This window comes from Flavobacteriales bacterium (assembly GCA_030584065.1).
Classification (GTDB): Bacteria; Bacteroidota; Bacteroidia; order Flavobacteriales_F; family PHOS-HE28; genus PHOS-HE28.
This window is the reverse complement of sequence record CP129489.1, coordinates 2,644,723-2,669,579: the sequence shown is the minus strand read 5'-3', so window position 1 is coordinate 2,669,579 and position 24,857 is coordinate 2,644,723. Positions and strand designations below refer to the sequence as shown.

Annotated in this window: 18 protein-coding genes; 9 read left to right on the top strand and 9 right to left on the bottom strand. The window is 64.5% G+C overall.

From position 1 onward, the window contains the following. The first annotated feature begins 17 nt into the window (after positions 1-17). The 3 genes from QY325_11270 to QY325_11260 all read left to right on the top strand — a co-directional run bounded on the left by QY325_11270 (position 18) and on the right by QY325_11260 (position 5,114). Positions 18-2,804, top strand: a complete 2,787-nt coding sequence (locus QY325_11270) for a 2-oxoglutarate dehydrogenase E1 component (GenBank protein WKZ65342.1) — start codon at positions 18-20, stop codon at positions 2,802-2,804. 32 nt (positions 2,805-2,836) lie between these two features. Then, positions 2,837-4,084 carry a 2-oxoglutarate dehydrogenase complex dihydrolipoyllysine-residue succinyltransferase gene (odhB, locus tag QY325_11265; protein WKZ65341.1) on the top strand — a complete coding sequence of 416 codons (1,248 nt, stop codon included), beginning with the start codon at positions 2,837-2,839 and terminating at the stop codon, positions 4,082-4,084. Positions 4,085-4,148: 64 nt separating this feature from the next. Beyond that, positions 4,149-5,114, top strand: coding sequence for a T9SS type A sorting domain-containing protein (locus QY325_11260; GenBank protein ID WKZ65340.1), 966 nt, complete (start codon positions 4,149-4,151; stop codon positions 5,112-5,114). A gap of 16 nt (positions 5,115-5,130) precedes the next feature. On the opposite strand, the gene QY325_11255 is transcribed toward QY325_11260, so the two are convergent. The 4 genes from QY325_11255 to QY325_11240 form a co-directional block, all read right to left on the bottom strand. Beyond that, complete coding sequence (locus tag QY325_11255) at positions 5,131-6,840, bottom strand: NADH-ubiquinone oxidoreductase-F iron-sulfur binding region domain-containing protein (protein WKZ65339.1); 1,710 nt, start codon at positions 6,838-6,840, stop codon at positions 5,131-5,133. A gap of 18 nt (positions 6,841-6,858) precedes the next feature. Then, positions 6,859-8,268 carry a T9SS type A sorting domain-containing protein gene (locus tag QY325_11250; GenBank protein WKZ65338.1) on the bottom strand — a complete coding sequence of 470 codons (1,410 nt, stop codon included), beginning with the start codon at positions 8,266-8,268 and terminating at the stop codon, positions 6,859-6,861. A gap of 3 nt (positions 8,269-8,271) precedes the next feature. Beyond that, positions 8,272-10,434: a hypothetical protein gene (locus QY325_11245; protein WKZ65337.1), complete on the bottom strand. Its 2,163-nt coding sequence runs from the start codon at positions 10,432-10,434 to the stop codon at positions 8,272-8,274. 624 nt (positions 10,435-11,058) lie between these two features. Beyond that, positions 11,059-11,238 carry a hypothetical protein gene (locus QY325_11240; GenBank protein ID WKZ65336.1) on the bottom strand — a complete coding sequence of 60 codons (180 nt, stop codon included), beginning with the start codon at positions 11,236-11,238 and terminating at the stop codon, positions 11,059-11,061. Positions 11,239-11,310: 72 nt separating this feature from the next. Here QY325_11240 and QY325_11235 point away from each other — a divergent pair, with 72 nt between their 5' ends. Continuing rightward, positions 11,311-12,303 carry a c-type cytochrome gene (locus QY325_11235; protein WKZ65335.1) on the top strand — a complete coding sequence of 331 codons (993 nt, stop codon included), beginning with the start codon at positions 11,311-11,313 and terminating at the stop codon, positions 12,301-12,303. Between the two features lies 1 nt (position 12,304). On the opposite strand, the gene QY325_11230 is transcribed toward QY325_11235, so the two are convergent. Genes QY325_11230 through QY325_11215 form a run of 4 tightly spaced genes read right to left on the bottom strand, consistent with a single transcriptional unit; the run spans position 12,305 to position 16,330 of the window. Then, positions 12,305-12,829 (bottom strand): GNAT family protein, encoded by a 525-nt coding sequence (locus QY325_11230; protein ID WKZ65334.1) that lies wholly within the window; start codon positions 12,827-12,829, stop codon positions 12,305-12,307. Beyond that, the gene (locus QY325_11225; GenBank protein ID WKZ65333.1) at positions 12,826-13,611 is read right to left on the bottom strand and encodes a queuosine precursor transporter; all 786 of its coding nucleotides are present in this window, start codon (positions 13,609-13,611) and stop codon (positions 12,826-12,828) included. Before QY325_11225 ends, QY325_11230 begins: the two co-directional genes overlap by 4 nt. Beyond that, positions 13,608-14,396 carry an MOSC domain-containing protein gene (locus QY325_11220; protein WKZ65332.1) on the bottom strand — a complete coding sequence of 263 codons (789 nt, stop codon included), beginning with the start codon at positions 14,394-14,396 and terminating at the stop codon, positions 13,608-13,610. Before QY325_11220 ends, QY325_11225 begins: the two co-directional genes overlap by 4 nt. Then, complete coding sequence (locus QY325_11215; GenBank protein ID WKZ65331.1) at positions 14,393-16,330, bottom strand: hypothetical protein; 1,938 nt, start codon at positions 16,328-16,330, stop codon at positions 14,393-14,395. Before QY325_11215 ends, QY325_11220 begins: the two co-directional genes overlap by 4 nt. A gap of 167 nt (positions 16,331-16,497) precedes the next feature. On the opposite strand from QY325_11215, the gene QY325_11210 reads away from it, so the two are divergent. The 4 genes from QY325_11210 to infB all read left to right on the top strand — a co-directional run bounded on the left by QY325_11210 (position 16,498) and on the right by infB (position 22,721). Continuing rightward, positions 16,498-18,150 carry a hypothetical protein gene (locus QY325_11210; GenBank protein WKZ65330.1) on the top strand — a complete coding sequence of 551 codons (1,653 nt, stop codon included), beginning with the start codon at positions 16,498-16,500 and terminating at the stop codon, positions 18,148-18,150. A 122-nt stretch (positions 18,151-18,272) separates the two neighbouring features. Beyond that, positions 18,273-18,737 (top strand): hypothetical protein, encoded by a 465-nt coding sequence (locus QY325_11205; protein WKZ65329.1) that lies wholly within the window; start codon positions 18,273-18,275, stop codon positions 18,735-18,737. Between the two features lie 8 nt (positions 18,738-18,745). Then, a complete protein-coding gene (gene nusA, locus QY325_11200) occupies positions 18,746-19,984 on the top strand; it encodes a transcription termination factor NusA (protein WKZ65328.1) in 1,239 nt (412 codons plus the stop codon). Positions 19,985-20,018: 34 nt separating this feature from the next. Further along, positions 20,019-22,721, top strand: a complete 2,703-nt coding sequence (infB, locus tag QY325_11195; protein WKZ65327.1) for a translation initiation factor IF-2 — start codon at positions 20,019-20,021, stop codon at positions 22,719-22,721. A gap of 81 nt (positions 22,722-22,802) precedes the next feature. Here infB and QY325_11190 read toward each other — a convergent pair whose 3' ends face one another. Beyond that, positions 22,803-23,261: an SPOR domain-containing protein gene (locus tag QY325_11190; protein WKZ65326.1), complete on the bottom strand. Its 459-nt coding sequence runs from the start codon at positions 23,259-23,261 to the stop codon at positions 22,803-22,805. Between the two features lie 240 nt (positions 23,262-23,501). Between QY325_11190 and QY325_11185 the strand changes: the two genes are divergently transcribed. Continuing rightward, entirely contained in the window at positions 23,502-24,845 is a 1,344-nt protein-coding gene (locus tag QY325_11185) for a c-type cytochrome (protein WKZ65325.1), read from the top strand. Positions 24,846-24,857: the final 12 nt, after the last annotated feature.

Here is a 24,857-nt window from a genome sequence, read left to right as displayed (position 1 = left end):
ACCTTTGCGCCGCTTCCATGGACAAGCTTTCCTACCTGAGCAACGTCGATAGCGCCTGGCTCGACGACCTCTACCAGCAGTACCTGAAGGACCCCGCGAGTGTGGAGACGGGCTGGGCCCGCTTCTTCGAGGGCTTCGAGTTCGCCCGGGCCTTGGATGGCGGAAGCATCGAGGGGGGCGCACCGGCCCAGCCGCCGCCGGGCGGCAACGACCGCTTCGAGAAGGAGTTCCGCGTCATTGAGCTCATCAATGCCTACCGGGAGCGCGGCCATCTCTTCACCCGCACCAACCCGGTTCGCGAGCGGCGCACTTATGCCCCCACGCTCGACATCGAGCATTTCGGGCTCAATGGGGCCGACCTGGACACGGTGTTCAGCGCCGGCAACGAGGTAGGCATCGGCCCAGCCCGGCTCCGCGACATCATCGATGTGCTGAAGCAGACCTATTGCCAGAGCGTAGGCGCCGAGTTCATGTTCATCCGCAACCCGGAGAAGGTGAAGTGGCTGCAGCAGCGCATGGAGGGCGTGCGCAATACGCCCGACTTCAACATCGAGGAGAAGAAGGAGATCCTGGAGAAGCTCAACGAGGCCGTCGTGTTCGAGCGCTTCCTCGGCAAGAAGTTCATCGGCCAGAAGCGCTTCAGCATCGAGGGCGCCGAGGCCCTGATCCCCGCGCTCGACACCGTGATCGAGCAGGGCGCCGAGCAGGGCATCACCGAGTTCGTCATCGGCATGGCGCACCGCGGCCGTCTCAACGTGCTGGCCAACACCCTGCGCAAGAGCTACGATCAGATCTTCTCCGAGTTCGAGGGCAAGGACTACGAGGACGAGCTGGTGGAGGGCGATGTGAAGTACCACATGGGCTACAGCAGCGTGCTGGAGACCAACACCGGCAAGGAGGTGCGCCTGACCCTGGCGCCCAACCCCAGCCATCTGGAGACCGTGGGACCCATCATGCAGGGCATCTCGCGCGCCATCATCGAGCACGACGACAGGTTCCAGAAAGGCAAGACCGCACCCATCCTCATCCATGGCGATGCCGCCGTGGCCGGCCAGGGTGTGGTGTACGAGGTGGTGCAGATGGCGGGCCTCAAGGCCTATGAGGTCGGCGGCACCATCCACATCGTGGTGAACAACCAGGTGGGCTTCACCACCAACTACATCGATGCGCGCACCAGCACCTATTGCACCGATGTGGCCAAGGTGACGCAGTGCCCGATCTTCCACGTGAACGGCGACGACGCTGAGGCCGTGGCCTACACCATGAAGCTGGCGATGGACTACCGCCAGAAGTACGGCACCGACATCTGGGTGGACATCCTCTGCTACCGCAAGCACGGCCACAACGAGGGCGATGAGCCCAAGTTCACGCAGCCGGTGCTCTACAAGGCGATCGCAGTGCACCCCGACCCCCGCGCCATCTACGTGGAGAAGCTCAAGAGCAGCGGCGTGCACGAGGCCGAGGAGCTCGCCGCCGAGATGGAGGCCTCCTTCACCGCCATGCTCAATGCGCGGCTCGATGAAGCGAAGCAGGTGCGCGTGGGCAGGATCACCAACTTCCTCGAGGAGCGCTGGAAGGGCTTCACGCGCGCCGGTGCGAAGGATTTCCTGCGCTCGCCCGACACCGGCGTGCCCATGGAGACGCTGCAGCTCATCGGCGAGAAGCTCAGCGTGCTGCACCCCGACGGCAAGAAGTTCTTCAGCAAGCTGGAGAAGATCCTCGCCGACCGCAGGAAGATGATGGAGGCCGGCGTGATCGACTGGAGCATGGGCGAGCTGCTCGCCTACGGATCGCTTCTGCTCGAAGGCCATCCCGTGCGCATGACCGGCCAGGACGTGGAGCGCGGCACCTTCAGCCATCGCCACGCCGTGGTGAAGGTGGAGGACAGCGAGGAGGAGTACATCCACCTGAAGCACATCCGCGAGGGGCAGGCCCTGCTGCAGATCTACAATTCACTCCTGAGCGAGTACGCCGTGCTCGGCTTCGAGTTCGGCTACGCGCTGGCATCGCCCAACGCGCTCACCATCTGGGAGGCGCAGTTCGGCGATTTCGTGAACGGCGCACAGATCGTGCTCGACCAGTACCTGTGCTGCGCCGAGGAGAAATGGAACACGCAGAACGGCGTGGTGCTCCTGCTGCCGCACGGCTACGAGGGCCAGGGTGCCGAGCACAGCAGCGCGCGCATCGAGCGTTTCCTGCAGGCCTGCGCCGACGAGAACATGGTGGTGGTGAACTGCACCACGCCTGCCAACTTCTTCCACGTGCTGCGCCGCCAGCTGAAGTGGAGCTTCCGCAAGCCGCTGGTGGTCTTCAGCCCCAAGAGCCTGCTGCGTCACCCGAAGTGCGTGAGCAAGCTGGAGGACCTGACGAAGGGCGGCTTCCAGGAGCTGATCGACGATGCCGCCGCCGATGCGAAGGAGGTGCGCACGGTGATCTTCACGCAAGGCAAGATCCACTACGAGCTGGCTGCCCACCGCGAGGACAAGGGCATCACGGACACCGCGCTCGTGCGCATCGAGCAGCTGCACCCGCTGCCGGCCGAGCAGATGCGCGCCGTGATCAAGAAGTACGCGAAGGCCGAGCGCTACCTATGGGTGCAGGAGGAACCGAAGAACATGGGCGCATGGTCGTACATGGCCCTCAACTTCTCGGAAGTGCCTTGGGAGGTCATCGCTCGGCCGGCCAGCGGCGCCCCCGCCACCGGCAGCAGCAAGCGCAGCGCCAAGCAGCAGGCCGAGATCATCTCCAGGGCCTTTGCGCCCATCGCCGCCAAGCCGAAGAAGGCCGCGCCCGCAAAAGCCTGAGGAACGAGAACGAACAACTGACAACCGAGTCCATGGCCATCGTCGAGATCAAAGTCCCCTCGCCCGGAGAGAGCATCAGCGAAGTGCGCATCGCGCGTTGGAACGTGAAGGATGGCGACGTGGTGAACAAGGACCAGGTGCTGGGCGAGATCGACAGCGACAAGGCCACCCTGGAGGTGATCGCCGAGGAGGCCGGGAAGGTGAAGCTGTTGGCTGAGGCAGATGCCGAAGTGAAAGTGGGTGATGTGGTGGTGACGATCGATACGAGCGTGAAGCCCGAACCCAAGGCCCCGGGCTCCGGGCCACGGGCTGCGGACACGCACGCCTCCAAGCCCGAGGCCCGCAGCCCGCAGCCCGCGGCCATCGCACCACAAGCTTCTTCAGCAAGTGCGACTCCCGTCGCGAAGGCGATGCTGGAGGAGAAAGGATTGAGCGCGGAGAACGTGAAGGGCAGCGGACCCAACGGCCGCATCACCAAGAGTGACGTGGCGGCTTACGTGGCCGGCGGCGTGAAGGCCGATGCGATCGCCCTGAACGGTTGGGGCGGAACGCGCAACGAGAGCCGCCAGAAGATGACCACCCTCCGCAAGAAGGTGGCCGAGCGCCTGGTGAGCGTGAAGAACCAGACCGCCATGCTCACCACCTTCAACGAGGTGGACATGAGCGCGGTGATGGCCCTGCGCGACAGGTACAAGGACAGGTTCAAGGAAGCGCACGGCGTGAACCTGGGCTTCATGAGCTTCTTCACCAAGGCCGTGACCGAGGCGCTGCGCCTCTTCCCGGCGGTGAACGGCCAGATCAACGGCGACGAGATCGTCACCTTCGATTACGCCGACATCGGCATCGCGGTGAGCTCGCCCAAGGGCCTCATGGTGCCGGTGCTGCGCAATGCGGAGAAGATGAGCCTCGCGGAGATCGAGGCGGGCATCAAGGCGCTGGCCGTGAAGGCGCGCGATGGCAAGCTGAGCATCGACGAGATGACCGGCGGCACCTTCACCATCACCAACGGCGGCGTGTTCGGCAGCATGCTCAGCACGCCCATCATCAACCCGCCGCAGAGCGCCATCCTGGGCATGCACAACATCGTGGAGCGCCCCGTGGCCGTGAACGGGCAGGTCGTCATCCGCCCCATCATGTACGTGGCGCTGAGCTATGACCACCGCATCATCGACGGCAAGGAGAGCGTGAGCTTCCTGATGGCCGTGAAGCAGATGATCGAGAACCCGGACAAGATGGTATTCGGGAACAAGGAGCCGGGGGAGGTGCTGCTGGGGCTGTGATTGCCGCCAGGCATCCCGGACGATGCCGTAACCCATGCGCGGGCGGGCCGTTGAAGGCCCACCCATGAAGCATTTTCTCAAGATTGCCTGCGCGGCGCTGTCGATGGTCCCGGCGTGTGCGGCTCGCGCCCAATGCACGGTTGCCAGCAGCAGCGGCTATTCGGTGAACATGCGGGTCTATCCCGAAGCCGTGGAGCCGTCCACGGACGATTGCCCGTGGGGATACAATTACAGGGTGCGGATGCGCTATGACATCGCATTCTCGGGCAGCAACGCGCCCGCCAGCCTATGGACCTTGCAGGGACGAGTGGCCTGCGGCGGCGCCGGCATCTACTTCGACCTGCCCAATGAGGGCGGAAGCGGCACTGTGGTCACCTCCAATTCCTGGACGGCCATGACCAACTGCGCCACGGTCACCCCGAACGACCTGGGCTGCTTCGCCGTGGAGGTCGATATCAATGGGCCGGGAATCCCGGCGCAGACGGTGCCCTGCGGCTTCTCGCCCCTGCCCGTTGAGCTCATCGCCTTCTCGGCGGAGACGGATGGGATGCAGGTGCGGCTGGAATGGGCCACCGCGAGCGAGCGCAACAGCGGCCATTTCGCCGTTGAGCGCTCGCCGGATGCCCAAGCCTTCGAGGAGGCGGCAAGGGTGGCTGCTGCGGGATCCAGTCAATCGATGATGCATTATGCCGCGGTGGATGAGCGTCCGTTGCCGGGTGTTTCCTACTACCGCCTGCGGCAGACCGACCTGGACGGAACGGTGCAGTTCTCTCAGGTTGTGCCGGTGCGCCTCGGGCGCGACGAGGGATGGGCGCCAGTGCCGAATCCATCGACGGACGGACGTTTCCGTGTGCCGGCTGATGCCGTGGGCGGCTCTTTGGAGGTGATCGCTGCATCCGGCATGGTGGTGAGCCGCGCGCCGGTACTGCACACGGATGCGGATGCCGGCCCACTGCCCACCGGCGTCTACCAGGTCCGCCTCAGTAGCCTGGATGGGCTGGTCCGCACGGCCCGGCTGGTGATTCAGTGAGGGTATCCAAGGGGCTTCAGCGGAAGTAGCCGTCCAGCTCCTCCCGGAAATACTGCATCGCATTCCGCACCCCCAAGGGGAGTCCGCCGCCCAGCGCGCAGAGCGAGCCGATCTCCATGGTCTCGATGAGGTCGTTGAAGAGCGCCCGGTCGATCTTCTTGCCGGCCTGCGCGCCCGCAATCAGCTCCTGGCCGCGCGTGCTGCCGATGCGGCACGGGAAGCACTTGCCGCAGCTTTCCATCGCCGTGAACGCGAAGAGGTGCTCGAGGTACTTCACCATGGGGAAGTCCTGCGGGATGCTGAGCACGCTGGCATGGCCCAGCAGGAAGCCCTCGCGCTGGAAGCTCTCGAAGTCGATGCTGAGCGCGTTGATCTTGTGCAAGGGCACGATGCCGCCGAGCGGCCCGCCGATGTGCAGGGCCTTGGTGGGCCGCGCGAATCCGCGGCCGAGGTCATCGATCACCTTCGATAGCGGGGTGCCGCACTCCACCTCATAGAGGCCCGGGCGCATGAAGCCGCTATCGAGGCACACGAGCTTGCTGCCGTTGCTCTTCTCGCTGCCCAGCTTCGCAAAGGCCGCGCCGCCGTGCTGGATCACCCAGGGCACGCAGGCCAGGGTCTCCACGTTGTTCACCACCGTGGGGCGGTTGAAGAGCCCTTGCTGCGCGGGGTAGGGCGGCCGGGTGCGCACCTCGCCGCGCTTCCCTTCGATGCTGTTGAGCAGCGCCGTCTCCTCGCCGCACACGTAGGCACCGGCGGCCTTGATCACCTTGAAGCGCCAATTGAAGCCGCTGCTCTTGATGTCCTGTCCGATCCAGCCCCGCGCCTCCAGGTCGCGCACGGCCTGCTTCACGATCTCCACCGCTTCGGGGTACTCGGCGCGGATGTAGAGCACGCCCGTATCGGCCCCCACGCAATAGCCGGCGATCATCATGCCTAGCAGCACGCGGTGCGGGCGCTGCTCCAGCAGGTAGCGGTCGCTGAACGCAGCGGGATCGCCTTCATCCGCGTTGCACACGATGTACTTGCGCGGCCTGCCGTTGCAAGTAAGGTCTTGCGCGTTGCGGCAGGCCTCCAGCTTGAAGCCCATGGGGAAGCCCGCGCCGCCGCGCCCGCGGATGGTGGCCGTCTTGATCTCGTTCAATACGTCGGCGCTGTCGCTCCTCAGCACCTGCTCCCAAACGGCGTAGAACTCGCTCAGCGGAGGCATCGGCGCGGTGAGGATGGGCGCGGCCATGCTGGTGCCCACGTGGTAGGCGTCCATGTGCTTGAAACCGGTGTGGTCGACCCGGTGGGTCGACACTGCACCGGTTCCAACCATGATCTCGGCCAGCCGATCAATGGCATCGCCGCTGTAATTCAGCCCGCCCACGTTGAAGGCGCCGTTCTCGTGGCAGCGGCCCAAGCAGCACATGTGACCGATCTCCTCCGGCTTGAAGTGCTTCGCCAGTTCGTGATGCACTTTGTCCTGCGTGCCGGCCACCAGGCAGGCGCTGCCGTTGCACACGTAGGCCTTCTTGCCCTGATTCCCCTTCTTCAGGAAGTCATAGAACGAGCTGGTGCCGTAGGTGATGGCCTCGCCGATGAGGAAGTCGTCGGCGATCTGGGAGAGCGCGCGGTCCTCGGGCGTGCCGGTGGCCGATGCGGCCTGCTGCAGGCGCTCCCAGAGGGGATCTTCGAGCTCCTTGCCGTCGCGGCCGGAGAGGGAGGAGATGTTCTTCGACATGCGCCGAAGGTATGCGGGCTACTCCTTCAGAAACCGCGCAGTTCGCATGCCATTGTCTTGGTCAGCCTCCCGAATGTGGTAGAGCCCTGCTGCAAGATCACCGACATTGATCGCTCCCATGGACCGTGGCGGCAATTGGCCCGTTCGCACGGTTCTGCCCAGCCCATCCGTGATGAGATATCGCAGCGCAGTGGTGCCGCTCCAGTTCAAGGTGAGCGAGCTGGATGCTGGATTAGGCGAGATGATGAACTCGGAAGGATGGCTGGCTTCCTCCATCCCCACCGGCTCGCTGCACACGCTGCCCTGCATTGCTCCGCTCACCCATTTCACCACGGTATTGGTGCTGTCGCCGTTCACCCATCTTCCACTGGCGAGGAAGATGGTGTCATTGTAGAGCGCGATGCTGTGGGACCCATTGCTAATGACATCGCCGGTGCCGCACCAGTGCGTGCCATCCCAGTAGCCGAAAGTCTGAGCAGGCACGCCGCCAGCATACTGGAAGCCACCAGCGGCAAGCAGCTTGCCTTCGTGCTCGAAGAGAGAATAGCAGGACGCCGCTCCTGATGTGGTATTGTTCGCATCGCGCAAATGCCCCCCAACCGCGCTCCATGTGGATCCGTTCCATTTCTGGATTGCGTGGCCGGCATTGCCCGGGCCCAGACTGAAGCTGCCGCCCAAATACAACTCGTCCTGGTAAACGGCCATGGCAATGCCGTGGCCGCCACCCAATAACCCGCCACCTGGAGCTTCCCAATCCTGACCATTGAACCGTGCAATGCCATCAGCGCTGTTGGGTGCGAGGTCAAGAGTTCCGCACACGTAGAGACTGCCTTGGTAGATGATGGCGTCCCTGATATCCGGCGCATTGAACGGGAAAGTAAGCGGCAGCAGCCCTACCGGCACCCATTGCCTACCCACGCGCTTGGCCACGCCGTGGCACAACTGCCCATCGGCCTCGAGGAAAGGTCCGAGGGCGTACAACTCGTTATCAAGCACCTTCAGCCGGCGTATTGCACCGTTGCCGTACTCGAAGCCTTCAATGGCATGCCAGCCATTATCATAGTACGCCGCGAGGTTGTTGACCGGAATTGAGTCGCCATCGCTTTCGACCACCGCATAGAAATATCCGCAAACGAACAAGGTGTCACTGAAGCGGAGCGCATCCGTCACAGTGCCTCGGAATCCGCGGAGAATACTCCAAGCGCCATTTTGGTAGCAGGGAATTATCGGTGCCGCGAAGTTGTTCGTCTCCGTGATGTTGCCGATGCACATGAGGCCCAACTCTGGGTCCACGCGCAATCGCAAGCTGCCCGGGGTGCGGCCCGGCATATCAGCATCCACCCAATTGCCTTGGGCGGATGCCGGTGATGCTGTCAAGATCAACGCGGCAACGCTGAGCACGACGCTCAAGTCAAGCATGGAGCGCATGGCTCAGCGTGTTTGTATGAATAGCTTCGCTGAGCGCAACGTGCTTGGGCTGCTGGCCCGGCACGTATAGATGCCTGGGGCCAGGTCTCGCAGGTGCAAGGTTCCCTGGCCTTCGGCATCGATAACAAGCATGGTCTGGTGGACCGTTGCGCCCTTGCTATCGAAGACCTCCAGACGCTGCGCGCCTATCGGCAAGCCCAGCACGGACCAAGTGCCATATCCGATGAGGCGCAGTTCGAAGGTGGTGCTGGCTAGAGGAGCATCTTCTAGTGTGCCTACGTTCATCTCCAGGCAAATGGCCGCGACGAAACCGTCCGAGTAGTTCAGGGGGGCCGGATCGAAGCTCTCGTCGAAATAGGCCGGTGGGCCACCAGCATCGTCATGCGGGAAGTAGGCGTTCAGGTTCTGAATGGGCTTAGAGGTGCGACCGGCCAGGAAGAGATTGCCGTTGCTGAAGGCGGTGGTGAAGATCTGATCTCCAGACGGGCCTTCCACACCACCGAAGAAGGTGCTGTAGCTGAGCTCGGTGGTGGCGTTGTAGACCATGAGGACCCCCTCCACGCCGGAGATTGTCGGAACACCGAAGCTCGAGCTGATGGTGCCCTGATTGTAGTAGGCAGCGTTGGGCACGATGGGAAGGCCGGGGTCGCCTGTGGCGCCCGCCACGGTCAGTTTGCCGCTGGAGAAGCTTGCGCTTTCCAGCGCATTGTAGCCAGCGCCGCTCACGTAGGTGCTCCAATTCAGCACATGGCTGCCATTGGCGTAGCGCGCAATGAAGCCTGCCGTGCCCGTGTTGGTGGGCATATAGAAGTAGCCAGCACTCACCGTATCCATATCGGCGCTCTGGGTCTCACCCACCACGATCAGGTTATTGGCTTCGTCTCGCGCCAGGCTGTTGCGGCCCGGACGATCCATGCCGCTCCCGCCGTGATGGCTGCTCCACACGGTATCGGCCTGGGTGTTGAAGTCCATGAGCACCACATCCCGATCTGCGTTATGGTTAGCGCCGCCACCGATTACCGGGAAGTCACTGCTGAACGTGCTGCCACTCACGTAAAAGCCGTTGGCATGGCGGACGATATCAGCGCCTTCGTCCGACCCGCTACCTCCAATGGATGTACACCATTGCAAGGAGCAATTGGCGTTGAAACGCGCCAACATCACATCCCGTGGGCCTCCTCCGTACGCACCGTTGTATGCCCCCGAAAGCGTTTGCAGCGGGAATGTGCTGTCGCACGAACCCACCACGCACAACTGTCCAGCGGCATCCACATCGAGACCAGTGACCATTTCACCGCCGTCGTTGCCGAAGTATGTGCTCCATTCGATGAAGCCCTCTGGCGAGAATCGTGCAAGGAAACCTTTGCCGTTGACGGTGGTGCCGGTCGGTTGATTGTATGCACCCGCAAGCGGCTGCTGATAGAGGTCGTTCGACTCAGTGACCCCACCAATGAATATGTCCGTGGTTTGGCCGCCGGTCTGACGAGTGACCACGGCAAAACCCGCTTGCGTGCCTAAGCCGAAGTTGTTGTCGGTGCCGCCGTAGAAAACCATCCAATCCAACTCGTAATTGGGCCGGAACTTGGCGAGCGTTACAGCGTTCGGCACTCCGAGCAAATCGGTGCCTAAGGCATTCTGGAAGCTCAAGAAGTCACTCACGGCTTTCCCAGTCACGTAGTAGTTGCCATTCACATCGGTGGTGCTGGCCCAGATCTCGTCATAACCACTCCCCCCGAAGTAGCTGCTCCAGCAGAGTCCTTCGGTATCGGTGTTCATGGCCAAGGGCAGCGCCCCAATCTGCAGCACGATGGGCAGGCTAGGGTCGTAGGTGTCGAACACGAAGTTCACCACATCATCGCCGTTCATCTCCTCGTAGGTGGCCGCCCAGTTCAGCGGGATCACATCGCCGCCTTGGCCTACCTGGTAAGCCGCGGCCTCGCGCAGCTTCACCCAGCGGCCGCTGAGCCAGACCTTGAGGTCGCCATCGGGTTGCACCTTCAGGCTGTCCTGTCCGAAGAACTGGAGCGCGAGTTTGGTGGGGTCGCTGCCCGGCCAGCAGTAGAAGGCCAGCTTCTGGCCCGCGCTGCCGCTGTAAAAGACCATGTCGATCTCCGGATAGATGTCTTCGTAAACCACGCGATCGTAGCCATAGACCTGTGTCGCCATTAGGTGCCGTCCAGGGCAGGTAGAAGTTCTGGTAGTGCGTCTTCGGCGTGTTCCCAACGGGGTCCACATCGCTGCATTGGTAGGGCCGCACATCGATCCGATGGCTGAACACCTGATCGCTCGGCGGCAGCGTGGGCTCCTTCACCACCAGGCTGAAGGTGCTCTTCTCTTGCAGGTACGCTTGCGGGTAACCGCCTTGCGAGTAATAGCGCACGAATGGCACGCGCTGGTACGATTGGTCGTGGATCTGGCCCTCGTTGGCCCAATAGCCGATCGAGCCTTTGCAATCCTCCCCGTATAGGTCAGGGAGTATCTGTGCCCGCAAATGGGGGGGGGGGTGAAGCCAAGGGCAAGCACCAGGACGACGAACGCATGCTTCATGACGAAAACGTTTGTTGGGTTATCGAATGCAGCTCAGTATCCCTAGCTCGCGGGTTGAAATTAGCGCTGGGCGCGTCGGAAGCAATGCCCACTTCACCTCGTGGCTGCGGCTGGTGCCTTTGGCGCATCGATTTCTCAGGGGGCCTTTCCCAATGGCTCTGGGCGCCCGCTCCGTCTTTCTGGTGCAAGGGGCCTGACGCTGGTGGCGGGGCCGGATGATGGCCCGTGGGTGACGTCCGGCGTTCAGGCGCCGTTGCTTTCGCCGCCCCGGTGCTTGGGCTTGCGCGTGTAGGCCTTGCGGCTCTTCACTACGCGCGGCCGGTAGCGGCCATCCAGTGCGCCCGCGGCCTTCTGCGCCTCGCGCTTGGCCGCGCGCTCGATGGCGTCGAGTTCCTGGCGAGCCGGTCGCTTGCGCTTGGCCATGGTTCAAAGGTCGGCCGGTTTGCCGATCCGGGCATTCTGGTTAGTTTGCTTTTGATTGCAACCCCCTTCGCGATGAAACGCATCATGAAAGCCCTCGGCATCGTGCTCCTCATCGTGGCCCTCTCGGCGCTCGCCGGCTATGCCTACATCACGCAGGCCCTTCCCGATGTGGAGGCGCCGGCGGAGCTCAGCGTGGAGCTGACCCCGGAGCGGATCGAGCGCGGCCGGTACCTGGCCAACAGCGTATGCGTGTGCATGGACTGTCATGCGCAGCGCGACTGGGACCTCCTGTCGGCGCCGCCCAAGCCGGGGACGCAGGGTGCAGGCGGTGACCGGTTCGATCGCACCATGCAGTTCCCCGGCGAGTTCTACGCCCGGAACATCACGCCCTTCGCGCTCAAGGACTGGACCGATGGCGAGCTCTACCGGGCCATCACCAGCGGGGTGAGCAAGGATGGGCATCCGTTCTTCCCGGTGATGCCCTACCCGAACTACAACCGACTGGCCACCGAGGACGTGCACAGCATCATCGCCTACCTGCGATCGCTGGAGCCGATCGAGACGCCGCCATACCCGGCGAGCGTGATCGACTTCCCAGTGAACCTGATCATGCGCACGGTGCCTGAGGCACCCCACCCGATGAGTCGCCCGGAGCCCACAGACCCTGCCTATGGCGAGTACATGGTGAACGCCGCCGCCTGCATCGAATGCCACACGCGGACGGAGAAGGGGGAAAGGGTAGGCGCGCCCTTCGCGGGGGGCTTCGCCTTCACCATGCCCAACGGAGCCGTGCTCCGATCGGCCAACATCACGCCGCATCCCACAGATGGCATCGGCGGCTGGGACAGGGCCACATTCATCGCCCGGTTCAAGCAGTACGCGGACAGCGGTTATGTGCCGCCGCGGGTCGACTGGCAGGCCGGTGATTTCCAGACGGTGATGCCGTGGACCATGTACGCTACCATGACCGAGGAGGACCTCGGTGCCATCTTCGATTACCTGAGCAAGCTGCCGCCGGTGGCCGGCAGGCCGGAGAAGTGGACGCCGCCGGGCAGCGGGTCCTAGCTCAGCGCAGCACGCTGTACATCACCAGATCCAGCAGGCGGCCGTCCGCTGTCCGGTAGTCGCGGCGCAGCAGGCCTTCGCGCTCGAAGCCGCAATGCTCCAGCACCTTGCAGCTGCCCACGTTCACGGGGTCCACACGGGCGAAGACCTTCTCCATGCCGAGCTCTGTGAAGGCGTAGTCCACCGCCCAGAGCAGGCCCATGGTCGTGATGCCCTTGCCCTCGTACACCGAGCTGATGAAATAGGCCGTCTCGCACTTCGGCACCGTCCAGTCGAATTCCTTCAGGAAGACCAGTCCGATGGGGGCGCCGCCCTCGTAGTCGCGGAGGGCGAAGCAGAAGAACTCGCGGCGTTTCGACAGGGCCAGCATGTCCTTGATGTAGGATCGCGTACTGCGCGGGTCGCTGCAATGGGCGCAGGTCACCGGGAAGTATGGGAGCAGCCGCTTGCGGTCGGAATCCACCAGATGGAAGAGGCCGTGGTGATCGTCCTTCGTGATGGGTTCGATGATGACGGAATCGCTCATCCTGCCGCCTTGCTCAGGGCCGCTGCACGCATGGCAGCCGCCCGTTCGGCGCCAAGGTAGCGCTCAACCCCGGCGTGGACCAGGTAGACCAGCGGCGTGCTCACGATGGCCACCAGCAGCTTATAGGCGTAGGCCGTCATCACCAGCGCGGTGCAGCGCGCGAATGAGAAATCGCTCCGCAGCACCCAGAAAGCCATGTAGGTGACCACCACGCTGTCGATGAGCTGGCTGATGAGCGTGCTGCCGGTTGCCCGCAGCCATATGCGGCGGTCGCCAGTCAGTCGTTTGATGGCGCGGAAGCTGAAGGCATCCACGAGCTGTCCCACGACGAAGGCGCTGAGCGAGCCCACGATGATGTTCATGCCCTGGCCGAAGATGCCCGCGAACGCAGCCTGCATGTCGGGCACGCCCTGCGCGGCGTTCATGCCCACCCAGAAGTCGGCGGGGGGCATGCCGATGGCCAATCCCATCACCACGAAGGCGAAGGCGATGAGCCCTGCGGTAAGCAGGGTGAGGAAGCGCACGCCGCGCACCCCATAGTAGTCGTTCACCACATCGGTGAGGATGAAGACGATGGGCCAGGGCAGCACGCCCACACTGAGCACGAAGCTGAGCCCCTCCTCGCCGAGCAGGGCGAAATCGGACTTCTCCAGGCCGAAGACGCCCTCCAGTTGGAAGAGCTTCACGCCGATCATCTCCGCCAGCAGCGCATTGGCCGCGAAGAAGCCGCCGAGCACGAGGTAGAGGCGCGTGGCCTTGTCGGCCAGGATGGAGTGGATCACGGGACCGCAAGATCGCCCACCCGCACCACACCCTCCGCATCGCCCACGGCATACATGCCGAAGGGCACCTTGTTCGCTCGGGCGCGGTAGGCGGCAAGGGTGCGCAGCGGCTCATGACTGCGCGTGCCGGTGCGCTGGTCGGTGGTGGTGATGGCGCAGCGCATGCACGCCTTCACAACGCGGAAGCGCGCCGTGCCGATGCGCAGCTCGCTCCAGCCGTCCTCCTGGCAGGGGTTGCCGCCGGCGATCACCAGGTTGGGCCTGAAGCGGTCCATCGGCACCGGTGTTGCCAGCCGTGCGTTCAGCTCATCCAGGGAGGCTTGGGAGAGGAGGAGATAGGGGAAGCCGTCGCTGAGGGAGGTGAGCCCCTCCGCATAGCGTCCATCGATTCGCCGATGGCTTTCCGCAGGCATATGCAGGAGCCGTGCGCTGCGCCCCAGCCGCTCGCTGAACCAGGCATCCCACGCCGCCGGTGAGGACGCAAGGCGGACGCGGTCGCTCCAGACCTCGCCGCGCACGGTGGCCGCTTGCTCCAGCGCCCAGGGCAGGTCCAGGTGGGCGCCATCGCGCAGGTCCGTCACACGGAACCCGTCGCCCTGCGGCGCGCAATGGAGGCAGGCCATCGACGGCAGTTCGCGCTGGGTGAGGAAGCGACCCGCCAGGTCGGCGAGCATCCAGCGGCGGTCGTGCTCCAGTCCGCGGTCGGTGAGGCGTGCCTCGCGCACCGTGAAGCCACCGAGCGACTTGATCGGGTGGATGTGGATCGAGGCCAGCGTGAGGCTCATTCGCGGACCACGCGGGTGATCGCCTCGGCGCCATTCACGCGCAGCAGCAGCAGGTAGGTGCCCCGCGCCTCCGGCAGCCGGACACGAAGAAGGGAACCATCCCGTTCCCGCAAGGCCTGGATGCGTGCGCCGCGTGCATCCAGCACATCCAGCAATTCCAGCTGCACGCCGGACTTGGCACCGATGCTCACCCAGCCGTCGCTCGAGGGCACCGGGTGCGCGCGCACGAGTTCCGCCGGGCGATCGGCCAGGCCCGCCGGTCCTAGGAAGAGCGAATCCGCCGCCACCAGCGAGGGGGAGCGGTCACTCGCTTCCAGCATGTCGCGGAAGGTGTCGATGTCTGGATGGCCGTGGCTGAACATTTCCGCATTCCAGGCTGGCGGCACGGGCTGGTACCACACGCGGGCGAAGGCGCGCAGGCCCTCGGTGGCGCCGTTGAGCGGCACATGGTAGCGCACCGCATCGGCGCCGGTGCCCTCCTCCCCGAAGGCGTTGCGGTTGAAGTCGAGGTCGCTGGCGGGTACGCCGGCCACGCGTGTGGTGTCGTACGCCGAGTGGCTGCTCGTGAAGCCCACGGGTGCCAGGCGGTTGTCCTTGATCGGGTCCTTGGCGCGCTCGAGCACCGTGGTGACATCGCCGTTCACGTCACCCATCACCAGTTCGTAGATCTGCACCTGGTCACCGCTGACGATGACATCGTGGTGCGGCTCGTACCCCGCATCATGGCCTTCCACCTCGTCGGCGCCGTTCAGCAGCCCGCTCTTGAAGACCGTGTCGCCCTCGGTGGTGAGCACCGTGAATTCGATGAAGGCGCGGCGCGAGGGGTAGCCGCTGGGGAAGCGGTGCCCGGCCTTGTTCTCCAGGCGCACCTCGAAGAAGGCGCTGTCCGCCGTGCGGTCGATCAGGCTGAGGTGCGCATCGAGGGTGTGGTGGGCCAGCATGCGTCGCGTGCGGGCCAGGGTACTGTCGAACTGCACATCGGTGGCCGGGATGCCGAGGGCTTCCTTGTTCTGCTTCAGCAGCCGCACCATGTGCTCGTTGCCGCCCACCAGGTGGTGGAGCCCGAAGGGCGACTGCGCATTGAGGAAGGGGTACTCGGCCGCCAGCAGGATGCCGTCGTTGATGCGTGGCATGTGGCAGGTGTTGCACTGCGTGCCGTTGGCGCTGTATACGCTGTTGAGCCACTCATGATAGGTGGCCTGCTCCACGAAGCGGTCGCCCGTGAGGTTGCCATCCAGGTCGATGGTCTCGGTGATCAGCGTATGGCAACCCGCGCAGACCTTGCTGTTCACGATGTGCGCGCCGAAGCCCGGCCTGAAGCGCACGAACGACTCCATGATGGCCGGGTTGATCTGGTCGTCGCTGTAGGGGCCGTATACGCGTGCCGAATCGAATTCGAGCTCCCCGCTGAAGTAGGTGCCTGCGGTCGCCTCGCTCTGCATGTGGCAGCTCAGGCAGCTCACGCCGTCCTGGCCCAGGATGCTGGTGTCGAGGTGCGCCAGGGCGAAGGGTGCATGGCCCAGTAGGCGCTCCTCGTGCATCCCAAGCGGCGCGTGGCAGCTGAGGCATTTGTTCTCGATGGCTTCCGCATGCGCAGGGTTCACCAGTGACTCGTGCCGGGCCTTGGCAAGGAAGAAGGGGTCGCGGGCGCTGTTGGCCATCAGGGTGCTGCGCCAGTCATCCACCACGTTCACATCGCGCCCCTGCGCATCCACGCTGGCCACGCCCAGCAGGTCGCGCCCGTGGCAGCCGGCACAGCGCCCGGCCGAGGTGAAGTAGGTGCTGATCCTCACCGGAAGGCTGTCGGCCGTGCGGAAGAGCGCGAGTTCCAGCGCACCGTGCGGCCCATGCACGGGACGCATGGCCGCGTCCCAGCCCGAGAGCACGAGGACCAACGCGAGCGCAGCTCCGATCACCAGGGTCGTCCTCCGCATCCTGCAGTAGCGGTGCAAGGTAGCCGATGGCCGCTTGCGCATCAGCGCTGATCGCGCACCGGAATGGGACGCCTGCCGCGCTGACGGCTCATGCATCACCTGCATGGTGTTGGAACATCGTTCCACGAGTCCCCTGCCTCGCCTCCGGGGGGCTCTAACTTCGCCGCATGCCACGCCTGCTGCTGCTATCGGTTCTCCTGCTCGCGGTCCTCGCCGCCCACGGGCAGGGCGCCGAACCCTTCGTGGACCATTGGGACGCGAAGAAGACCATCAAACGCAGTGAAGGCCTCATGGTGAACGGGCGCGAGTGGGGCGAGTGGCGCTTCTACGACCGCGAGGGTCGCTTGATCGAGCAGAGCGAGTTCAAGTCTGGCGAACGCGATGGGCACGTGCGCATCTACTACCCTGGCGGCCAGCAGCTGCAGCATGATGGCTTCATGCGCCGGGGCGTGCAGGACAGCACCATCACCAGCTACTACGCCAGCGGGCAGGTCATGGAGCGCGGCGCCTACCGCAAGGGCGTGAAGGAGGGGGCCTGGGAGTACTTCTACCCCGATGGCAAGCCGATGCTCAAGGAGCGCTGGAGCACGGGCATCGCCATCGTCACCGATGCCTGGGACCGCGACGGGGAGCAGACTGTGACGAAGGGCGATGGCTTCACGCGCGCCTACTTCCCCAGCGGCACCGTGAGCGAGCTGAAGCACTACCGGGCCGGCGTTCCCGACGGTGAGCAGACCGAGTACTGGCCCGCCGGCAACATCAAGTCCCAGGGCCCGTGCACCGGCGGGCAGCGCAACGGCCTGTGGAAATGGTTCGGCAGCAACGGCAAGCCGGAGAAGGAGGCCGCTTACGTGGCGGGCAAGCTGCATGGGGCCTATACCGTGTACCGCGCCGACGGATCCGTGGATGTGACCGGCTGGCACAAGGCCGACCAGAAGGACAGCCTCTGGACCTGGTACAACGAGAAAGGCCGGCCGGAGATGAGCGGCCCGTTCAAGGAGGGCCTGCGCGAGGGCGTATGGAAGCACTGGCACACCAACGGCCAATTGCAGAGCACGGGTGCGTTCAAGGCCGATAAGGAGCAGGGCGAATGGGTGTATTACTACGAAGGGGGCCAGTTCTGGAAGAAGGGCGCCTTCGCCGATGGCCTGAAGTCCGGCATCTGGACCACGCGCTACGAGAATGGGCAGAAGCTCCAAGAGGGTCCCTACCTGATGGGGCAGGAGGATGGCCAATGGCAGAGCTGGTTCGAGAATGGAAGGCTGAAGACCGAGGGCGGCTTCACGCAGGGCCGGATGAACGGCCTGTGGAAGGGCTTCTTCCCGGACGGAAGCCCGGACTATGAGGGTTGGTTCAAGGACGACCTGAAGCACGGCGCGTGGAAGCTCTATTTCGACCCCGGTGAGGGCAAAGTGCCCGGCGGCCGGGTGCGCGAGGAGGGCAGCTACGACCAAGGCAAGAAGAGCGGCCGGTGGGTCGCCTACAGCGTGAACGGCACGCCCATTAGCGAGGGGCAGTACAGCATGGGGGCGCCTACCGGCAAGTGGGTCTACTTCGACGATGCCGGCGTGAAGATGCGCGAGCAGGAGCTCATCAATGGCGACCCGCACGGACCCTGCAAAGTGTACGACCAGCGTGGCCGCGTGGTGCAGGATATGCACTACCGCAACGGCCGCCTGCATGGCACCATGAACTTCTACGACCGCAACGGCAAGGTGACCAAGAGCATGGAGTATGAGGAGGGGCAGGTCAAGAAGAGCGCGCCGGCAGCCCCGTCCCAAGCGCCGCGGGGGGGCGGGGTGCCTGGAGGGAGGCGGTGATGCCGGTCCCTCCGGATGCCGGGATTTCGCTGGCAAACCCTACATTTGCGCCGACAGATGGCGGATGAGGAAGAGGGGGCCGCCCCTCTTTTTTGTTGCAGACCATTGAGCATCAGCCGGAAATGATCACCGAGGCGGACGTGAAGCGGACGGTAGAGAAGCACTTGGAGGGCACCACGCACTTCCTGGTGGCTGTGGAGCTGCGCCCCGGCAACAAGCTGGTGGTGGAGGTCGACGACGACCGCGCCATCACCCTCAACGAGCTGGCCGCCCTCAATAAAGCCGTGCGCGAGGAGCTCGGTCCGGAGGCCGACGACTACGAAATGCAGTTCAGCAGCCCCGGCATGGGCCGCCCTTTCAAGGTGATGCGCCAGTACCACAAGCATATGGGCCGCATCGTCGACATCACCCTCAACGACGGCCGCACGCTGCACGGGCAGCTCGCCGCCATCGCGGAGGCCACCGTGGGCCTGCGCATCCAGCACCCCAGCAAGGTGAAGGGGCGCCTGCCCAAGCTGGACGAGGAGGTCACCACCGTGCACCTCACCGACATCAAGAGCACCAAAGCAACCATCACGTTCAATTAGATCGGGCCATGGCCACCGTGAACCTCATCGAGTCCTTCGGCGAATTCAAGGACCTCAAGAACATCGACCGCGTCACCATGATGGGCATCATGGAGGACGTCTTCCGCGGAGTGGTGAAGAAGCGCTTCGGGGAGGAAGCCAAGGTGGACATCATCATCAACCCCGACAAGGGCGACCTGGAGATCTACCTGAACCGCGTGATCGTGGAGGATGGCTTCAGCGAGGACGACAACCTCGACATCGAGCTCAGCGAGGCGCGCAAGATCGATCCCGACTTCGAGGTGGGCGAGGAGGTGACCCAGGAGGTGAAGATCGAGGACTTCGGCCGCAGGAACATCCTTGCGCTCAAGCAGAACCTCCAGGGCCGCATCATGGAGCTGGAGAAGGACCACCTCTACAACAAGTACAAGGAGCGGGTGGGCGAGATCATCACCGGCGAGGTATACCAGGTGTGGAAGCGCGAGACGCTCATCCTCGACGACGAGGGCAATGAGCTGATCATGCCCAAGGACCAGCAGATCAAGACCGACTTCTTCAAGAAGGGCGATACCGTGCGCGCCGTCGTGTGGAAAGTCGAGATGGTCAACAACAGCCCGAAGGTGATCCTGAGCCGCACAGCGCCGGAGTTCCTGGCCAAGCTGTTCGAGCAGGAGGTGCCCGAGGTGGCCGACGGCCTCATCACCATCAAGCGCATCGTACGCGAGCCGGGCGAGCGCGCCAAGGTGGCGGTGGAGAGCTACGACGACCGCATCGATCCGGTGGGCGCGTGCGTGGGGATGAAGGGCAGCCGCATCCACGGGATCGTGCGCGAGCTGCGCAACGAGAACATCGATGTGATCAACTGGACGGCCAACGAGCAGCTGCTCATCCAGCGCGCGCTCAGCCCTGCCAAGATCGGCGACATCAAGCTCGACGCCGAGCACAAGCGCGCCGAGGTGTACATGAAGCCCGACCAGGTGGCGCTCGCCATCGGCAAGGGCGGCCACAACATCAAGCTGGCCGGCCGCCTCACGGGCTACGACATCGACGTGTACCGCGACACCGACGAGGTGAGCGACGATGTGAGCCTGGACGAGTTCGCCGATGAGATCGATCAGTGGATCATCGATGAGCTGAAGAACATCGGTTGCGATACCGCGCGCAGCGTGCTGGACATCCCGGCCGATGAGCTGGTGAAGCGCACCGACCTGGAGGAGGAGACCATCAACGAGGTGCTGCGCATCCTCAAGGCCGAACTCGAGGCCTGAGGACGGAACGGACCAGCAGCGTTAATACAACCGCATGAGCGAAGCGACGGAGAAGAGCATACGATTGAGCAAGGTGGCCAAGGAGTTCAACCTGGCCGTGAGCACCGTCGTGGACTTCCTCGCCAAGAAGGGCCACCAGGTGGAGAGCAACCCCAACTCGAAGATCGAGGCGGGGCTGTACGACCTGCTGCTGGCCGAATTCGGCGCGGACAAGGAGATCAAGGCCAAGGCGCAGCAGGCCGTGCAGCAGCGCCAGGAGCGCGAGACCATCACCCTGGCCGCCGGAGCGGCCAAGCCCGAACCCAAGGCCAAGGCCAAGGAGGAGCCCGAGGTGCTCATCCACAATGTGCCGCCCCCGCCCCCCCCGCCGCCGGCCGAGCCAACCAAGCCCGCAGCCGCAGCGCCGGTCCCCGAGGCCGAGCCCGATGTGATCAAGGCCAAGGTGGAGAAGGCTGCCGGCCCTAAGACCCTCGGCAAGATCGACCTGGATGCGCCCAAGCGGGGAGCGGCCAAGAAGGCCGAACCGGCATCTGAGCCTGCCGCTGAAGCGCCTCCCGCTCCCGCAGCGGCCGCCCCTACGCCCGAAGCTCCTGCCGCTCCTGCGGCGCCCACGGCGCCCGCCGAGCCCGAGACCATCCGCGTGTCCGTGCAGAAGCTCGCCGGCGTGAAGCAGCTGGGCAAGATCGAGCTGCCCGTGGAGAAGGAGCGCAAGCCCGCCGAGCGGCCCGATGCCGAGCGCGGCAAGCGCAAGCGCCTGGTGAAGCCCGGCCCTGTGAATGTGGACCGCGCCGTGCAGGCCGAGCAGCGCACCGCCGCCGCCCGCCCTGGAGAGCTGGACGAGAACGCCGTGAAGAAGAAGGTGAGCGAGACCCTCGCGCGCCTCACCGGAGGCAAGAGCAAGGGAGCCAAGCTGCGCCGCGAGAAGCGCGATGCCCGCTTCCAGCGCTTCGAGGAGGAGCAGGCCGCGCGCGAGCTGGCCGGCCAGACGTTGAAGGTGACCGAGTTCGTCACCGCCAGCGAACTCGCCAGCATGATGAACGTGCCCGTCACGGACATCATCAAGGCCTGCTTCTCGCTGGGCATGATGGTGAGCATCAACCAGCGCCTCGACGCCGAGACCCTCGCCGTGATCGCCGAGGAGTACGGCTTCAAGGTGGAGTTCGTCGGCGCCGATGTGCAGCAGGATATCCCCTTGGAGGAGGATGTCACCGAGCGCATCACCGCGCGCCCGCCCATCGTCACCGTGATGGGCCACGTGGACCACGGAAAGACCTCGCTGCTCGATTACGTGCGCAACGCCAATGTGGTGGCCGGCGAGGCCGGTGGCATCACCCAGCACATCGGCGCCTACAGCGTGAAGCTGACGAGCGGGAAGCAGATCACCTTCCTCGATACCCCGGGCCACGAGGCCTTCACCGCCATGCGCGCCCGCGGTGCGCAGATCACCGATATCGCCATCATCGTGATCGCGGCGGACGACAGCGTGATGCCGCAGACCCGCGAGGCCATCAACCACGCGCAGGCCGCCGGCGTACCCATGGTCTTCGCCTTCAACAAGATCGACAAGCCCCAGGCCAACGCGGACAAGATCCGCGAGGAGCTGAGCCAGATGAACATCCTGGTGGAGGAGTGGGGCGGCAAGTTCCAGACGCAGGAGATCAGTGCCAAGAAGGGCACCGGTGTGGAGCAGCTGCTCGAGAAGGTGCTGTTGGAGGCCGAGCTGCTCGACCTGAAGGCCGACCCCGGCAAGCGCGCCCACGGCGTGGTGATCGAGAGCACGCTGGAGCAGGGCCGCGGCTATGTGACCACCCTCCTCGTCGACGCCGGCACACTGCGCAAGGGCGACATCATCCTCGCCGGGCAATTCAGCGGCCGGGTCAGGAACATGTTCAACGAGCGGGGGCAGCAGGTCCAGGAGGCGCCGCCGTCAACGCCCGTCTCCATCCTCGGCCTCGATGGCGCGCCCAACGCCGGCGACACCTTCCAGGTCTTCGAGGACGAGCGCGACGCCCGCACAATCGCCACGCGCCGGCAGCAGCTGCAGCGCGAGCAGGGCATCCGCACCCATAAGCACATCACGCTCGATGAGATCGGCCGACGCCTCGCCATCGGTGACTTCAAGGAGCTCAACCTCATCGTCAAGGGCGATGTGGACGGCTCCGTGGAGGCCCTCACGGACTCCCTGCTCAAGCTCAGCACCGAGCAGATCAAGGTGAACGTGATCCACAAGGCCGTGGGCCCCATCGCCGAGAGCGACGTGCTGCTGGCCACCGCCTCCAACGCGATCATCGTCGGCTTCCAGGTGCGGCCCACACCGGGCGCGCGCAAGCTGGCCGAGACCGAGGAGATCGACATCCGCATGTACTCCATCATCTACAACGCCATCGAGGAGATCCGGCAGGCCATGGAGGGCATGCTCGCTCCGAAGGAGGTGGAGAAGGTGGTGGGCACCGCCGAGGTGCGCGAGACCTTCAAGATCAGCAAGGTGGGCACCGTGGCCGGCTGCTATGTGCTCGACGGCAAGATCGAGCGCAAGAACAAGGTGCGCCTCATCCGCGACGGCATCGTGGTGTACACCGGCGACCTCGATGCCCTCAAGCGCTTCAAGGACGAGGTGAAGGAGGTGACCCACGGCTACGAGTGCGGCCTCTCCATCAAGAACTTCAACGATATCAAGGTCGGCGACGTGGTGGAGGCCTTCACCATCGAGGAGGTGAAGCGGACGCTGGGCGAGTGAGCCCGCGAAGCCAGGCATGCCATGAAGGCCGGGGTCTCCCCGGCCTTCCGCATTCCGGCCATGGCCTCTTGGGCACGCACCTCAATGCCCTGGCGGGAGCGCCGGCATCTCGATCTCGTCGGGCACGATGTAGCTTCCCGGATAGGCGGCCCTCAGGTCGCGCAGCAGGCGCTCCGCTTCCAGGCGCGTGCGCAGGTCGCCCACCCGCAGGCGCCAGTTGGGTGCCAGCCAGCTCAGGTAGGCCGGCGTGTCAGGATTCTTCTGGAGGAACAAGCGCTTGGTCTCCTCGGCGGTCTTGCGGTCGCCCAGGAAGACCTGGACCCGGTAACCCGGCTGCGGATGCTTCTGCGCCGCGAACTGCTCCATGAGCCGCTCCACCTTGGGGTCGGCCTTCACCACCACCATGCCCTCGATTCCTTGATGCGCGGTGACCGGGGTGTCCACAGCGGTCGCACCTTCCTGATAGGGCCGGAAATACCCGGGCCCCGATTCCGATTGGGCCATCGCCGATATCGGTAGGGCCACGATGGCGATCAGCAAGAGTGAAGGATGCATGCGTTCTCGTCCGCCCAAAAGTATGCCGCGACTCACCGCTGGGGCGCTCGGGGCGTGAGCGCTCGGCCATGACGGACCGGCGCTTTGCCCAGTGCCCGTTGTTTAGACTGACTCTAAATAAAGACACGTCCCTGACGCCTTGCACCACTTGTCCCCTGCCGTAAGGTTCCCCGTTTATTTTTGCCGCCGGACTTCAGGGACCTCTTCCCGCTTAAACCCCTCGGAATGCCGCTTCCAGCCTGTATTTCACGACGTTCCATCGGGTCCATCCGTACAGCTTTCGCGCTCTTCCTTTCACTCAGCTTCACCGCCGCCCACGCGCAGCCGGCCGACGCCGCGCTGTATGCCCAAGGGGAGAAGCTCTTCAAGGGGAATTGCGCCAGCTGCCACAAGGTGGACGCCAAGATGACCGGTCCGGCCATTCAAGGCGCCCGTGCGCGCTGGGAGGGCCAAGGCGACATCTACGCCTGGATCAAGAACAGCGCCGCCTACCTGAAGACGGGTAACGCTTACGCCACCAAGCTCTTCGAAGACTGGAAGAAGGTGCCCATGCCGGCACAGGCGCTGACGGATGCCGAGATCGACGCGATTCTCTACTACGCAGACAACTACCAGGCCCCCAAGCCACCCACGCCCCCCGGCGGTGAAACCGCGGCCGGAGGCGGCGCTGCGCCAGAGAGAGGCGAGAACAACTGGGTATGGCTGCTGGTGCTGGCCCTGCTCTTCCTCGTAGTGGGCCTTTCGCTGAGCGGCGTCAAGCGCAGCCTGGCCAACGCCGTGAACGAGGCCGAGGGCAGGGGTCCGCTGCCGGAGACCACGCGCATGCAGCGCTTCCGCGCGTGGGCCTGGGAGCACAAGGTATTCATGAGCTTCGTCGGCCTGTTCGTCACGGTGTGGCTGGTGCTGCAGGCCTGGGATGCCCTGTGGGTGGTGGGTGTATACGGCGGCGATGAGGTGGAGCACTACAAGCCCGAGCAGCCCATTCTCTTCAACCACACCCTGCACGCCGGGAAGGTGGACAAGGGCAATCTCGGTATCAATTGCCAGTATTGCCACAGCAGCGCCGAGAAGAGCAAGCACGCCGGCATACCCAGCGCCAACGTGTGCATGAATTGCCACACGGCGGTAGCGCAGGGGCGCAGCGAGGCCGGCACCAAGGAGATCGCCAAGATCTACGCGGCAGTGGGCTGGGACCCCGACAAGGGCGAATACACCGGGAAGGAGGAGCCCGTGCGCTGGGTGAAGGTGCACAACCTGCCCGACCACGCCTACTTCAACCACGCCCAGCACGTGGCCGTGGGCAAGCTGGAGTGCCAGGAGTGCCACGGGCCCATCGATGAGAAGATGGACGTGGCCGAGCAGTGGGCGCCGCTCACCATGGGCTGGTGCATCCAATGCCACAACGAACGGGAGGTGAAGATGGCCGGCAACGGCTACTACGACGAGGTGATGGCCCGCCTGCACGAGGACGAGAAGCTGGGCCATCGCGAGCTGAAGCAGTACCTCGAGGACGGCAAGATCACGGTGAAGGAGCTTGGCGGCTGGGAGTGCGCCAAGTGCCACTACTAAGACACGCGCGGA

Bases quoted from the DNA above. Each gene is read 5' to 3' on its own strand.
- QY325_11215 (WKZ65331.1), bottom strand. From the start codon at position 16,330: ATGCGGAGGACGACCCTGGTGATCGGAGCTGCGCTCGCGTTGGTCCTC.
- QY325_11185 (WKZ65325.1), top strand. From the start codon at position 23,502: ATGCCGCTTCCAGCCTGTATTTCACGACGTTCCATCGGGTCCATCCGT.
- QY325_11230 (WKZ65334.1), bottom strand. From the start codon at position 12,829: ATGAGCGATTCCGTCATCATCGAACCCATCACGAAGGACGATCACCAC.
- QY325_11250 (WKZ65338.1), bottom strand. From the start codon at position 8,268: ATGCGCTCCATGCTTGACTTGAGCGTCGTGCTCAGCGTTGCCGCGTTG.
- infB (WKZ65327.1), top strand. From the start codon at position 20,019: ATGAGCGAAGCGACGGAGAAGAGCATACGATTGAGCAAGGTGGCCAAG.
- QY325_11255 (WKZ65339.1), bottom strand. From the start codon at position 6,840: ATGTCGAAGAACATCTCCTCCCTCTCCGGCCGCGACGGCAAGGAGCTC.
- QY325_11270 (WKZ65342.1), top strand. From the start codon at position 18: ATGGACAAGCTTTCCTACCTGAGCAACGTCGATAGCGCCTGGCTCGAC.
- odhB (WKZ65341.1), top strand. From the start codon at position 2,837: ATGGCCATCGTCGAGATCAAAGTCCCCTCGCCCGGAGAGAGCATCAGC.
- nusA (WKZ65328.1), top strand. From the start codon at position 18,746: ATGGCCACCGTGAACCTCATCGAGTCCTTCGGCGAATTCAAGGACCTC.
- QY325_11240 (WKZ65336.1), bottom strand. From the start codon at position 11,238: ATGGCCAAGCGCAAGCGACCGGCTCGCCAGGAACTCGACGCCATCGAG.
- QY325_11260 (WKZ65340.1), top strand. From the start codon at position 4,149: ATGAAGCATTTTCTCAAGATTGCCTGCGCGGCGCTGTCGATGGTCCCG.
- QY325_11205 (WKZ65329.1), top strand. From the start codon at position 18,273: ATGATCACCGAGGCGGACGTGAAGCGGACGGTAGAGAAGCACTTGGAG.
- QY325_11235 (WKZ65335.1), top strand. From the start codon at position 11,311: ATGAAACGCATCATGAAAGCCCTCGGCATCGTGCTCCTCATCGTGGCC.
- QY325_11220 (WKZ65332.1), bottom strand. From the start codon at position 14,396: ATGAGCCTCACGCTGGCCTCGATCCACATCCACCCGATCAAGTCGCTC.
- QY325_11210 (WKZ65330.1), top strand. From the start codon at position 16,498: ATGCCACGCCTGCTGCTGCTATCGGTTCTCCTGCTCGCGGTCCTCGCC.
- QY325_11245 (WKZ65337.1), bottom strand. From the start codon at position 10,434: ATGGCGACACAGGTCTATGGCTACGATCGCGTGGTTTACGAAGACATC.